The following is a 12750-nucleotide window of genomic DNA, read 5'->3' as shown; positions in this document are numbered from 1 at the left end:
TGACCACGGTGGAAGGGGGCGAGCAGGGGTCTCGGGCACGTCTTGACACGACCCTGATGCGCCGGCACGGCCGGAACGCGTGGCCGGGGTCACGCCTCGGTGATGTGCCCGTCGCTCAGTTCGATGACCCGGTCGGCCAGGCCGAGGAGCTGGGCGTCGTGCGTGGCGACGAGCGCGGTGACGCCCTCCGCCCGTACGACAGCCCGCAGCAGCTCCATGACGGCGAGCCCGGTCTCCGCGTCGAGCTGCCCGGTCGGCTCGTCGGCGATGAGCAGCGCGGGCCGGTTGGCGAGGGCGCGGGCGATCGAGACGCGCTGCTGCTGGCCGCCGGAGAGCTCGCCGGGCCGCTGGGCGGCGTGGTCGGCGAGCCCGACGAGGGCGAGCAGCAGCTCGACGCGTTCCTCGCGCTCGCGTGCGGCGGTCTTGCGCAGCCGCATGGGGACGCCGACGTTCTCCGCGGCGCTGAGGATGGGGATGAGGCCGAAGGACTGGAAGACGAAGCCGATCCGGTCCCTGCGCAGGGCGAGCAGGCCGTCCTCGCCGAGCGTGGACAGGTCGGTGCCGTCGACGGTGACGGTGCCGCTGTCGGGGGTGTCGAGGCCCCCGACGAGGTTGAGCAGGGTCGTCTTGCCCGAGCCCGACCGGCCCTTGAGAGCGACCAGTTCGCCGCGCGGCACGGTGAACGAGACGCCGCGCAGCGCGTGCACGGCCGCCGCGCCGGAGCCGTAGGAGCGGTGCAGGTCCGCCACCCGCACCATGGTGTCGGCGCCCGGGCCTTCGGCCAGTGCCGTGCCGGATGCCGTGCCGGCGCTCTCGTTGCCGCTCATGGGTCCCCCCTGTCTGGTCCGCGCACCGCGCCAGTATGGCGGACGGCGGGCCGTGCGCACACGGCCCGCCGTGGCCCGATGCCGTCAGTCTTCCGGATGCGTGACGAGGTTGCGTACCGCGATGTTGAGCTGGAGGACGTTGACCTTGGGATCGCCCGCGAAGCCGAGGTCGCGGCCCTTGGTGTGGTCGTCCACGATCTCGCGCACGCGCGCGACGGCGAGGCCGTTCTCCCGCGCGACCCGGTGCACCTGGAGGCGCGCGTACGCGGGAGAGATGTCCGGGTCGAGTCCCGATCCGGACGACGTGACGGCGTCAGGCGGCACCTGCGAGGGGCGCACGGTGTACCCGGGCACCGTGTTGTCCCTGACGACGGCGGCCTTGCGAGCCCTGACCGCCGCGAGCAGGGTCTTGCTGTCAGCCGCGAGGTTGGAGGCACCGGACACCAGCAGGTCGCTCCGCGCGCCCGGCCCGCCCACCCGGGCCGAGCCGAGGCCCGCGGACGGGCGTGGCTGGAACCAGTGGAGGTCGGGCGCGGCGGCCTGCCCGTCCTTCCCGCGCGGCAGGTCGAACCTCTGCCCGATGGAGGAGGAGCCGACGACCTTCCCGTGGTCCTTGATCTCGGAGCCGTTCGCCTGGCGGGGGAACGCGGCCTGCGCGACGCCGGTCACGGCCAGCGGGTAGAGGACGCCGGTGGCGACGGTGAGGACGAGCAGGGCGCGCAGCGCGGCCCACAGGAGCCGGGCGGTGGCGCCGGCCCGGGTGTGTGCGGGGGTCATGGGGATCACCTCACGCCGGGGATGGTGGAGAGGGCCAGGTCGATGACCTTGATGCCGGCGAACGGCGTGACAAGACCGCCGAGGCCGTAGACGAGGAGGTTGCGGCGGAGCATCCGGTCGGCGCTGCGCGGCCGGTAGCGCACGCCCTTCAGGGACAGCGGCACCAGCGCGACGATGATCAGCGCGTTGAAGACGACGGCGGACATGATCGCGGACTGCGGCGAGTCGAGCCGCATGACGTTGAGCCTGTCGAGGCCGGGGTATGCGGCGGCGAACATGGCGGGCAGGATCGCGAAGTACTTCGCGACGTCGTTGGCGATCGAGAAGGTCGTCAGGGCGCCGCGCGTGATGAGCAGCTGCTTGCCGATCTCGATGATCTCGATCAGCTTCGTCGGGTCGGAGTCCAGGTCGACCATGTTCCCGGCCTCCTTGGCGGCGGAGGTGCCGGTGTTCATGGCCACGCCGACGTCCGCCTGCGCGAGAGCGGGCGCGTCGTTGGTGCCGTCGCCGGTCATGGCGACGAGCCGTCCGCCGGACTGCTCGCGCCTGATCAGTGCCAGCTTGTCCTCGGGCGTTGCCTCGGCGAGGAAGTCGTCCACGCCGGCCTCGTCCGCGATGGCCCTGGCTGTCAGCGGGTTGTCGCCGGTGATCATGACGGTCCTGATGCCCATGCGCCGCAGCTCGGCGAACCGCTCGCGCATGCCGGACTTGACGACGTCCCCCAGGTGGATGACGCCGAGCACCCGGGCACCGCGCGCGTCCGCCTCCGCGACGAGCAGCGGGGTGCCGCCGGCCTCGGCGATGCGGTCGGTGAGGGCCTGCGCGCCGTCCGCTACCGTGCCGCCGTTTTCGCGGACCCAGGCCGCGACGGATCCCGCGGCCCCCTTGCGGATCCTGCGCACGGCGCCGTCCTCGGCGAGGTCGACGCCTGACATCCGGGTCGCGGCCGTGAACGCGATCCACTCCGCGCCGCGCACCCCGGAGCGCTCGCGCTCGGGAAGCCCGTAGCGCTCCCCGGCGAGTACGGCCACCGAGCGGCCCTCCGGTGTCTCGTCGGCGAGCGAGGAGAGCTGGGCGGCCTCCGCGAGCCGCGACTCGGCGGCACCGTCCACCGCCACGAACTCGCAGGCCTGCCGGTCGCCGAGCGTGATGGTGCCCGTCTTGTCGAGCAGCAGCGTGGAGACGTCGCCCGCGGCCTCGACGGCGCGCCCCGAGGTGGCGAGGACGTTGCGCTGCACGAGGCGGTCCATGCCGGCGATGCCGATCGCGGACAGGAGGGCGCCGATCGTGGTCGGGATCAGGCAGACGAGCAGGGCGATCAGCACGATGACGGTCTGCGGGTCGCCGGCGAAGGTCGCGAACGGCTGGAGGGTGACGACCGCGATCAGGAAGACGACGGTGAGGGACGCGAGGAGGGTGTTCAGCGCGATCTCGTTGGGTGTCTTCTGCCGCGCGGCGCCCTCGACCAGTCTGATCATGCGGTCGATGAACGTGTCGCCCGGCTCCGCCGTGATCCGTACGACCACGCGGTCGGAGAGGACCTTCGTGCCGCCGGTGACGGCGCTGCGGTCGCCGCCCGACTCGCGGATGACGGGGGCGGACTCGCCCGTGACGGCCGACTCGTCGACCGAGGCGACGCCCTCGACGACGTCGCCGTCCCCCGGGACCGTGTCGCCCGCCTCGCAGACCACCAGGTCGCCGGCGTGCAGCGCCGTGCCGGGCACACGTTCCTCGGCGCCGCCGGAGATCCGGCGCGCGACCGTGCCGGTCCTCGCCCTGCGGAGGGTGTCGGCCTGCGCCTTGCCGCGTCCCTCGGCGACGGCCTCGGCGAGGTTGGCGAAGAGCGTCGTCAGCCACAGCCAGGCGGCGACCGCCCAGCCGAACCAGTCGCCCGGCGACGCGAACGCGTAGGCCGTGGTCAGTACGGAGCCGATCTCGACGACGAACATGACCGGCGACTTGACCATCACCCGCGGGTCGAGCTTCCTGCACGCCTCGGGCAGGGACCTCAGCAGCGCAGCCGGGTCGAAGAGGCCGCCGCCCACGCGGCCACCGCCCGGATCGCGGCCCGATGGGGTGGTGCGGAGCGCGGCCCTGGCCGCGGTGGAGGTGGACATGGGTGCGTCCTCTTGCTTCAGACGTTGATTCAGACGGGGGAATGTCATGACGCGAGCCCCTCGGCGAGGGGCCCGAGGGCCAGTGCGGGGAAGTACGTGAGGCCGCTGACGAGGACGGTCGTGCCGACGAGCAGCGACGCGAACAGCGGCTTGTGGGTGCGCAGGGTGCCCGCGGTCTCGGGCACGGGCCGCTGCTCGGCCAGGGATCCCGCGAGCGCGAGCACGAAGACCATGGGCAGGAAGCGGCCGAGCAGCATGGCCAGGCCGAGGGTCGTGTTGTACCAGTCCGTGTCGGCGTTCAGGCCCGCGAAGGCGGAGCCGTTGTTGTTGGCGGCCGACGTGTACGCGTAGAGGATCTCGGTGAACGCGTGGGCGTGGGAGTGCGATACCGCCGCCGTGGCGGAGTTGAGCACGGAGTGGGGCGGGGTGGCGAGCGCCGTGGACAGGGCCGTGAGGACGAGTACGAGTGCCGGCGTGACGAGGATGTAGAGCGCCGCGAACCTGATCTCGCGCGAGCCGATCTTCCTGCCCAGGTACTCGGGCGTGCGCCCGACCATCAGGCCGGCCACGAACACCGCGATGACGGCCAGGACCAGCATGCCGTAGAGCCCGGATCCGACGCCGCCCGGCGCGACCTCGCCCAGCATCATGCCCAGCAGGGTGAGACCGCCGCCGAACCCGGTGAACGAGGAGTGGAAGGAGTCCACCGCGCCGGTCGAGGTGAGGGTCGTCGAGGTGGCGAACAGCGAGGAGCCGCCGACGCCGAAGCGGGTCTCCTTGCCTTCGAGCGCGCCGCCCGCGGCCTGGAGCGCGGGGCCGCCGTGGTGGAACTCCGTCCACATCATGAGCGCGGAGAAGCCGACCCAGATCACGGCCATGGCCGCGAGGATCGCGTAGCCCTGCCTGACGGAGCCGACCATGGTCCCGAAGGTGCGGGTGAGCGCGAACGGGATGACGAGGATGAGGAAGATCTCCAGCAGGTTGGACAGGCCGTTCGGGTTCTCGAAGGGGTGCGCCGAGTTGGCGTTGAAGTAGCCGCCGCCGTTGGTGCCGAGTTCCTTGATGGCCTCCTGGGAGGCGACGGCTCCGCCGTTCCACTGCTGGGGGCCGCCGATGAACCGGCCCACCTCGTGGACGCCCGCGAAGTTCTGGATGACGCCTGTGGCGACGAGGAGGACCGCGCCGGCGAACGCCATCGGCAGCAGGATACGGACGGTGCCACGCACGAGGTCGGCCCAGAAGTTCCCGAGTTCGCCGCTGCCACGTGACGCGGAGAAGCCCCGGACCAGCGCCACGGCGACCGCCATGCCGACGGCGGCCGAGACGAAGTTCTGGACGGCCAGGCCGCCGGTCTGGACGACGGCGCCCATCGTCCGCTCGCCGGCGTACGACTGCCAGTTGGTGTTGGAGACGAAGGAGGCGGCCGTGTTGAACGCCTGGGCAGGGCTGACGGACGCGAGGCCGGACGAGCCCGGCAGTACGCCCTGCACGCGCTGCATCGCGTACAGGAGGACCACGCCCGCGAGCGAGAAGGCCAGGACGGCGCGCAGGTAGGCGGGCCGGCGCATCCCGCGGTCCGGGTCGGCACCCACGCACCGGTAGGCCCACCTCTCGACCCTGAGGTGCCTCTTCGACCGGTAGACGCCGGCCATGTAGTCGCCGAGCGGCCGATGGACCAGGCCGAGGGCCCCGGCCATGGCGAGAAGCTGGAGCGCGGCGGAGGGTACGGGGCCCATGGCCTCAGAACCTCTCCGGGAAGACCAGCGCCACTACCAGGTAGACCAGTACGGCGGCGGCCACGGCGAGCCCGATCGCGTTCTCCGCGATCTCGGCGGATGAGCCGCTCACAGTTTCGCCACCGCCTTCGCGATGACGGCCACCAGCGCGAAGGTCGCGCACGCGGTGAGGACGAAGGCCACGTCGGCCATCGTGTGCTCCTAGGGAGGAGGAGGAATCCTGACGTATCGAGGAAACCTCCGCTTCCGCCGCGCGCGACGCGCGTTGACGGGTCCCATACGGCCGGGGCCTCGTCCTGTACGCACCCCTTACGTCTCAGCCCGTGACCAGCGGGAACGCACCACCGACGGCGACAGGGAACGGCGACGGGCCGCACCCCCGTGAGGGATGCGGCCCGTCGCCGTACGTCTGTGCCGGCTCACACGGCCGTCGCCGTCAGCGCACCTCGGTGATCTCGGGGCCACGCTGGAGCTGGCCCATGCCGCCGGAGAAGCGGGAGCCCTCCTGCTCCTCCTGCTGCACGCCCTCGGGCACCATCTGCGCGTCGTTCGGCAGCTTCAGCACGATCGGGTCGCGGGGGGCCATCGGGCCTTCGCCGCGCACGATCACCGTGTCCTTGAAGACCTGCTCGAGCAGGCCCGCCGTGTCCGGCTGGGCGGCGCCCTGCCCGGAGATCACACCGCGCAGGAACCAGCGCGGCCCGTCGACGCCGACGAAGCGCACCAGCTGGACGCCGCCGGTGCCGTCCGGCAGCTGCACGGGGACCTGGGCACGCAGCTCCCAGCCGAGCGGGCCCTCGACCTCGTCGATGATGCCGCCCTGCTGGGTGATGCCGGTGGCGATCTCCTCGCGGACCTCGCCCCAGATGCCCTCCTTCTTGGGCGCCGCGAACGCCTGGAGCTGCACGGCGCTGTCGTTCAGCACGACCGTGGCGGCGACGATGGCGTCGCCCGCGACCTCCACGCGCAGCTCCATGCCCTCGACTCCCGGCACGAACATGCCGCCGAGGTCGACCCTGCCCTCGTCCGGCTTCGAGACCTCCGTGCTGTCCCACGGTCCGTCCGGCCGGGGAGCCGGAGGGAGGTTCACGCGGTCGCCGCCGGCCTCGTCCGCCGGTGCTTCTTCGGCGTCCCCGCCGTCCCCGCCTTCTTCGCCGGCGTCAGTGCCGTCGAGGAGCTCGTCCTCGCCCGCCGCGTCCGTCGCGTCCTGAGCGGAGCCGTTCTTCTTGCGACGTCCGAACACGTCACTGTCCTTCCCGGTCGGATACGACCGAAGCGTATCGATTCCCACCCTGTGCACCGTCCGTGGCGGCATGACCACCGGTGGACCCGAAGCCCCCCTCGGCCCGCGCGGATCCGGGAAGCTCCGCCACCTCGTGGAAGCGGACCTTCTCGACCTGCTGGACGACCAGTTGGGCAATCCGGTCGAACCGAGCGAACCGCACGCTCTCGCGCGGGTCCAGATTGACCACGATCACCTTGATCTCTCCACGGTACCCGGCATCCACCGTGCCGGGGGCATTCACGAGAGCCACCCCGCAGCGCGCTGCGAGACCGGAGCGCGGATGCACGAAGGCCGCGTACCCGTCGGGCAGGGCAAGGGACACCCCCGTCGGCAGAACGGCACGCTCGCCGGGGGCGAGGTCCGCCGCGAGCGTCGTGACGAGATCGGCGCCCGCGTCGCCGGGATGCCCGTACGCCGGCAGAGGCACCTCGGGGTCGACCCGGCGGATGAGGACGTCGACAGGGGATCGTTGTGGGGTGTGGCTCACATGCGCGACCTTACCCGCGCGGCAGCGCCCACAGCCGCCCGTGTCAAGCTTGCTTCATGCAGCCTGCCGCCCCGCGTTACGAAGAACGCCTCACCGCGCCCGCGTCCTGGTGGATCATCGCCGGCCTGATGGGGGTCTGCGGCGCGCTGATCCTGCTGCCGCTCGGGCCGATCCCGATGCTGGCGGGCCTGGTGGGCGCCGGCGCGATCGCGATGGGCTGCGTCAGCTCGTACGGTTCCGCGCGCGTGCGCGTGCTGGGCGACTCGCTGGTCGCGGGCGACGCGAGGATCCCGCTGTCGGCGCTGGGCGAGCCCGAGGTGCTCGACGCGGACGAGACGAGGGCCTGGCGGCTGCACAAGGCGGATCCGCGAGCGTTCATGCTGCTGCGCAGCTACGTGCCGACGGCGGTGCGCGTGGTGGTCACGGACCCGCAGGACCCCACGCCCTACGTCTATCTCTCGACCCGCGACCCGCAGGGGCTCGCGGCGGCCCTCGAAGGCGCCAGGGCGGCCTGAGGGCGCCGGACAGCGCCCCGCGCGGGCCGTCAGTGGCGGAGGTCGCCGGGCAGCTCGGGCGGCGGTTGCGCGGGGCGCTCCAGGGGAGGCAGGGCGGGCAGCGCGTCCCAGGCGACCTGTTTCCTTCTCAGATCCTCGCGGACGTGTTCCGCGACATGCTTGGTGTCCCGCCGGTTCATCATCGCGCCGACGGCGGCGCCGATCATGAAGGGGACGAGGTTCGGGAGGCTGCGCACCGTGCGCTTCATGATCTGCTGGCGCAGCTCGCGCTTCATGCGGCCACTGAGCGCGCCGTTGAACGTCGCCGGCTTTGTGACGTCCACCCCGCGCTCCTCGGTCCAGGACTGCACGTAGGCCATGCCGCGCTGCCTGAGGGAGCCGGGGGGCCGCTGCCCGTAGACCTCGTGCAGTTCGGCGATGAGCTTGATCTCGATCGCCGCCACCGCCGTGATCTCGGCGGCCAGCTCCGCGGGCAGGGCCGGCGGCACCGGCAGCATGGCGGCCGCGCCGACGCCGGCGCCGACGGTCGCGCTGCTCGCCGCGGCGCCCGTCACCAGCTTGTCGGCGATCTCCTCCGGGCCGAGGCCCGGGAACTGCTCCCGCAGCGTCGCGAGGTCGCGTACGGGGATGCGGGGAGCGATCTCGATGACCCGGTCGGCCACGAATCCGAGGCCGGCCGCGGCACCCGAGCCGCCCTTGCGTACGCCGCGCCTGACGCGCTCGAATCGGCCCTTGGTCGAGGGGAGCCGGTCCGTGCCGTCCTGCGCGGCGTCCGTACCGCCGGGCGGGTCCTGCGACGGCGCTCCGCCCGGGCCCGGTGCCGGCAGGAAGCGCCGCTTCCTGGACGGGGAGTCGCCTGCCATCATCGCGACGGCTCTCAGTCGCAGTCGCGGCAGATCGGCTGGCCGTTCTTCTCCCTGGAGAGCTGCGAGCGGTGGTGCACGAGGAAGCAGCTCATGCACGTGAACTCGTCGGCCTGGCGCGGCAGGACCCTGACCGACAGCTCCTCGTTGGAGAGGTCGGCGCCCGGCAGCTCAAGGCCTTCGGCCTGCTCGAACTCGTCGACGTCGACCGCGGAGGTCGACTTGTCGTTGCGACGCGCCTTCAGTTCCTCCAGGCTGTCCTGGTCGACGTCGTCGTCTGTCTTGCGTGGAGTGTCGTAGTCGGTAGCCATCTCGGTGCTCTCCCCCTGTGGGTGTCTGTGATGTCTTCAGCGCACGTAACGCATGAGAGGCCGGACTTGTGCCCGACCCGAAGCGGAGATTTTGCCTCACATCAAGGTCTGTTACTCAATCGACACCCGACGGCGCCGCTCACGAATGATCGGCTTCGGGTGGCGAAGGGGACCGTACACGGTCCCGAGGTAGTACTTCGCAGGCACCACCCCGTGTACTTCCCGTGATCCCACCCCCCGGAAACCCGGACTTTACCGGCCTTCCGACAGGTGTTTGATCACTGAACGTAGGAGGGTGGACAAACATTCCTGTGATCCGTCGCACAAAAGACCGATCGCCCCCGATGACGAAAATTCCGCTCAAAGCGAACGGCCTCTCGGCTGCCGGGACCCCGACCGGGCGGCTCACATCGGCAACGTGACACGCATCACGAGCCCGCCTCCCTCGCGCGGTTCCGCCGAGATGCGTCCACCGTGCGCCCTCGCGACCGAGCGCGCGATGGAGAGCCCCAGGCCGACGCCCTTGTCGCTGCCCGTGCGCTCCGTACGCAACCTGCGGAACGGCTCGAACAGATTGTCGATCTCGTAGGCGGGGACGACCGGGCCCGTGTTCGACACCTCAAGGACCGCCTGGCCCTGCCGCACGTCCGTGCACACCTCCACCCAGCCGTCCTCCTGGACGTTGTAGCGGACGGCGTTCTGCACGAGGTTCAGCGCGATCCGCTCCAGCAGCACGCCGTTGCCCTGCACGACCGCCGCCACGCACCGCGTCCGCATCTCGACGCCCTTCTGCTCGGCCTCCGCGGTCGCCTGGTCGACGGCACGCGCGGCGACCTCCGCGAGATCGACCGGTTTTCGCTCCACCAGCTGGTTCTCGCTGCGGGCGAGCAGCAGCAGCCCCTCGACGAGCTGCTCGCTGCGCTCGTTGGTGGACAGCAGCGTCCTGCCGAGCTGCTGGAGCTCGGCGGGGGCGCCCGGGTCGGAGAGGTGCACTTCGAGCAGCGTCCTGTTGATCGCCAGCGGCGTGCGCAGCTCGTGCGAGGCATTCGCCACGAAGCGCTGCTGGGAGGAGAAGGCGCGCTCAAGGCGCTCCAGCATCTCGTCGAAGGTGTCCGCCAGCTCCTTGAACTCGTCGTCGGGGCCGTCCAGCTCGATACGGCGCGAGAGGTCCGTGCCGACGACGCGGCGCGCCGTGCGTGTGATCCTGCCGAGCGGCGACAGGACGCGGCCGGCCATCGCGTAGCCGAAGGCGAACGCGATGATCGTCAGGCCGACCAGCGCGAACAGCGAGCGCGTGAGCAGGTCGTCCAGCGCCTGCGCGCGCTCGTGGTTCACGCACTGGTTCATCGCACTGTTGAGCTCGTCGGCCGTCGCGTGGCCGGGGAAGTTGCAGATGTTGCTGGTGACCGAACCGGAAACGATCGTGAAGGGAAGCTCGCTTCCCACGTGCAGAGCCTGCGCGGCGAGCAGGTAGATGATCGACAGGAGCAGGATGCCGGCGATCAGGAACATGCCGCCGTACAGCAGCGTCAGGCGTATCCGGATCGTGGGCCGCAGCCACGGCACCACCTGCTCGGCGGGCCAGCGCGGGTCCCAGGTCGGTTTCGGGGGCGCGCCGGGCGGCGCGGGATGGGAGGCCACGGGCGTCAGATCCGGTAGCCGGAGCCGGGCACGGTGACGATGACCGGAGGCTCACCGAGCTTCCTGCGCAGCGTCATCACCGTCACCCTGACCACGTTGGTGAAGGGGTCCGTGTTCTCGTCCCACGCCTTCTCCAGCAGCTGCTCGGCGGAGACCACGGCGCCCTCGCTGCGCATCAGCACCTCGAGGACGGCGAACTCCTTGGGGGCGAGCTGGATCTCGGCGCCGTCCCTGAAGACCTCGCGCCTGTTGGGGTCGAGCTTGATCCCGGAGCGCTCCAGGACGGGCGGCAGCGGCACCGTCGTGCGGCGGCCGAGCGCGCGGACGCGGGCGGTCAGCTCGGTGAAGGCGAAGGGCTTCGGCAGGTAGTCGTCAGCGCCCAGTTCGAGCCCCTCGACGCGGTCGCTGACGTCGCCGGAAGCGGTGAGCATCAGGACGCGTGTGGGCATGCCGAGCTCGACGATCTTGCGGCACACGTCGTCGCCGTGCACCAGCGGGAGGTCGCGGTCGAGCACCACCACGTCGTAGTCGTTGACGCCGATGCGCTCCAGGGCCGCCGCCCCGTCGTACACGACGTCGACGGCCATGGCCTCGCGGCGCAGTCCGGTCGCCACGGCATCGGCGAGCAGCTGCTCGTCCTCGACGACGAGTACGCGCACGTCGCTGATCCTTCCTTCAAGACCCGTGCCCGTGTCCCGGGCAGGCGTCACCACGTCCTTGCGTCCCCATCCTGCCCTTTTCGCGGATAAACCGGCGGTAAGGCGGTGCCGGGCCGCCGCCCCGGCACCGGTCCCGGCGGCGAGCCCGGGTGAATCCGCGGGGAATATGCGGCATCGCCGGGGCGGTTGAGGTTTCCTGTCGGCCCGGCTTGGGGATGAGGTCCTCACACCTCAGATCACGCCCGAGCGCGGCTGTTCCTCCCGCGTTCTGCTTTCCAGTAGGCAGAGGGCTTGTGATCACCCGCTTGTCGGCACATCCCGTGCCACCCGACCACCACGTCGGCACACCCCCGTGCCACTGACCCACGACGAGGGGGCGCACCCATGGACGCATTCACAGCAGGGCTTCTGCAGCGCATAAGGACCACCGAGACCGAGATGAGCCGGGCCCGCGAGGCGGGCGACGACTTCCTCGCCGACGTCGAGCAGGAGGAGCTGGACGATCTGCGCCGGCTCGCCGCCGAACACGGCGTGGAGGTGAGCACGGCCGGGGCGTGAGCCCGGCCGTCCACCGTCGCCGCCGTCGCGCGGCAGTGCTTGCGAGGGGCCCCGGTGCCGGGGGAGGCACCGGGGCCCCTCGCTGTCGTGAGCGGCTTCGCGGAGGGGGCTCCGCCGCACGTCGTGCGCTCAGTCGTGCCAGGCGCCGTACTCCTCCAGCAGCTCCTGGAGCGGCCCGAAGACGCCCGGGGACGCGGCGACCGTGAGCCCGTCGTGCGGCCGTTCGCCTGGCCTGCCGCCGGTCAGCGCGCCCGCCTCGCGCGCGATCAGGTCGCCCGCCGCGTAGTCCCAGGGGTGCAGCCCGCGCTCGTAGTAGCCGTCGAGCCGCCCTGCCGCCACATCGCACAGGTCGATCGCGGCAGAGCCCGCGCGCCTGATGTCCCGCAGCCTGGGGATCAGCCGGTGCGCCACCTCCGCCTGGTGGGCGCGTACGTCAGCGACGTAGTTGAACCCCGTCGAGACCAGGGCCTGGTCGAGGGTGGGCGAGGGGCGCACCGCGAGCCTGTGCTCCCCCAGGTGTGCCCCGCCGCCGCGCACCGCGCGGTAGGTCTCCGCGCGCATCGGGGCCTCGACGACGCCTGCCAGCGTCTCGCCGCCGCGCTGCACGGCGATCGAGACGGCCCAGGTGGGCAGCCCGTACAGGTAGTTGACGGTGCCGTCCAGGGGGTCGATCACCCAGCGGATGCCGGTGGTGCCCTCCCTGCTCGCCCCCTCCTCGCCGAGGATCCCGTCGTCGGGCCTGCGGTCGGCGAGGAAGTCGGTGATCAGCTTCTCCGCCGCGATGTCCATCTCCGTCACCACGTCGATGGGGCTGGACTTGGTGGCCGCGACGGCCAGGTCGTCCGGCCTGCCGTCGCGCAGCAGGGCGCCCGCCCTCGACGCCGCCTCCAGGGCGACGGCGAGCAGGTCGGAGGCGAGGGTCCGGTCGCCGGGTGCACCGGCCGTGCCGCTCACGTCACTCACACGGGGCTCCT

14 protein-coding genes are annotated in these 12750 nt (G+C 71.7%); 2 read left to right on the top strand and 12 right to left on the bottom strand.

Annotated features, from left to right (window positions below):
• Positions 1 to 89 precede the first annotated feature (89 nt).
• The 7 genes from IH48_RS0111830 to dut all read right to left on the bottom strand — a co-directional run bounded on the left by IH48_RS0111830 (position 90) and on the right by dut (position 7229).
• Positions 90 to 827: an ABC transporter ATP-binding protein gene (locus IH48_RS0111830; RefSeq protein ID WP_030902713.1), complete on the bottom strand. Its 738-nt coding sequence runs from the start codon at positions 825 to 827 to the stop codon at positions 90 to 92.
• Positions 828 to 911: 84 nt separating this feature from the next.
• The gene (gene kdpC, locus IH48_RS0111825; RefSeq protein WP_030902709.1) at positions 912 to 1604 is read right to left on the bottom strand and encodes a K(+)-transporting ATPase subunit C; all 693 of its coding nucleotides are present in this window, start codon (positions 1602 to 1604) and stop codon (positions 912 to 914) included.
• A gap of 5 nt (positions 1605 to 1609) precedes the next feature.
• Positions 1610 to 3721 carry a potassium-transporting ATPase subunit KdpB gene (gene kdpB, locus IH48_RS0111820; protein ID WP_030902707.1) on the bottom strand — a complete coding sequence of 704 codons (2112 nt, stop codon included), beginning with the start codon at positions 3719 to 3721 and terminating at the stop codon, positions 1610 to 1612.
• Between the two features lie 44 nt (positions 3722 to 3765).
• Complete coding sequence (kdpA, locus tag IH48_RS0111815) at positions 3766 to 5457, bottom strand: potassium-transporting ATPase subunit KdpA (RefSeq protein ID WP_030902705.1); 1692 nt, start codon at positions 5455 to 5457, stop codon at positions 3766 to 3768.
• Positions 5458 to 5461: 4 nt separating this feature from the next.
• On the bottom strand, positions 5462 to 5569 hold the full coding sequence (locus IH48_RS35760; protein ID WP_030902703.1) for a potassium-transporting ATPase subunit F: 108 nt from the start codon (positions 5567 to 5569) through the stop codon (positions 5462 to 5464).
• A 324-nt stretch (positions 5570 to 5893) separates the two neighbouring features.
• Positions 5894 to 6700: a DUF3710 domain-containing protein gene (locus IH48_RS0111800; protein WP_030902701.1), complete on the bottom strand. Its 807-nt coding sequence runs from the start codon at positions 6698 to 6700 to the stop codon at positions 5894 to 5896.
• 1 nt (position 6701) lies between these two features.
• Positions 6702 to 7229 carry a dUTP diphosphatase gene (dut, locus tag IH48_RS0111795; RefSeq protein ID WP_030902699.1) on the bottom strand — a complete coding sequence of 176 codons (528 nt, stop codon included), beginning with the start codon at positions 7227 to 7229 and terminating at the stop codon, positions 6702 to 6704.
• Between the two features lie 56 nt (positions 7230 to 7285).
• On the opposite strand from dut, the gene IH48_RS0111790 reads away from it, so the two are divergent.
• Entirely contained in the window at positions 7286 to 7744 is a 459-nt protein-coding gene (locus IH48_RS0111790) for a DUF3093 domain-containing protein (protein WP_030902697.1), read from the top strand.
• Between the two features lie 29 nt (positions 7745 to 7773).
• On the opposite strand, the gene IH48_RS0111785 is transcribed toward IH48_RS0111790, so the two are convergent.
• The 4 genes from IH48_RS0111785 to IH48_RS0111770 form a co-directional block, all read right to left on the bottom strand.
• Positions 7774 to 8607 carry a hypothetical protein gene (locus tag IH48_RS0111785; RefSeq protein ID WP_030902694.1) on the bottom strand — a complete coding sequence of 278 codons (834 nt, stop codon included), beginning with the start codon at positions 8605 to 8607 and terminating at the stop codon, positions 7774 to 7776.
• A gap of 14 nt (positions 8608 to 8621) precedes the next feature.
• The gene (locus tag IH48_RS0111780; protein WP_030902691.1) at positions 8622 to 8918 is read right to left on the bottom strand and encodes a DUF4193 domain-containing protein; all 297 of its coding nucleotides are present in this window, start codon (positions 8916 to 8918) and stop codon (positions 8622 to 8624) included.
• A gap of 405 nt (positions 8919 to 9323) precedes the next feature.
• The gene (locus IH48_RS0111775; RefSeq protein ID WP_030902689.1) at positions 9324 to 10559 is read right to left on the bottom strand and encodes a sensor histidine kinase; all 1236 of its coding nucleotides are present in this window, start codon (positions 10557 to 10559) and stop codon (positions 9324 to 9326) included.
• 5 nt (positions 10560 to 10564) lie between these two features.
• Positions 10565 to 11218 (bottom strand): response regulator transcription factor, encoded by a 654-nt coding sequence (locus IH48_RS0111770; RefSeq protein ID WP_030902687.1) that lies wholly within the window; start codon positions 11216 to 11218, stop codon positions 10565 to 10567.
• A gap of 384 nt (positions 11219 to 11602) precedes the next feature.
• Between IH48_RS0111770 and IH48_RS36585 the strand changes: the two genes are divergently transcribed.
• Complete coding sequence (locus tag IH48_RS36585; protein ID WP_199809937.1) at positions 11603 to 11776, top strand: hypothetical protein; 174 nt, start codon at positions 11603 to 11605, stop codon at positions 11774 to 11776.
• A gap of 129 nt (positions 11777 to 11905) precedes the next feature.
• Here IH48_RS36585 and IH48_RS0111760 read toward each other — a convergent pair whose 3' ends face one another.
• The gene (locus tag IH48_RS0111760) at positions 11906 to 12739 is read right to left on the bottom strand and encodes an inositol monophosphatase family protein (RefSeq protein ID WP_234434217.1); all 834 of its coding nucleotides are present in this window, start codon (positions 12737 to 12739) and stop codon (positions 11906 to 11908) included.
• Positions 12740 to 12750 lie beyond the last annotated feature (11 nt).

Origin of the sequence: Streptomyces sp. NRRL F-5126 (assembly GCF_000721265.1) — a bacterium.
Taxonomy (GTDB): Bacteria; Actinomycetota; Actinomycetes; order Streptomycetales; family Streptomycetaceae; genus Streptomyces.
This window is presented reverse-complemented; position numbering and strand designations above follow the sequence as displayed.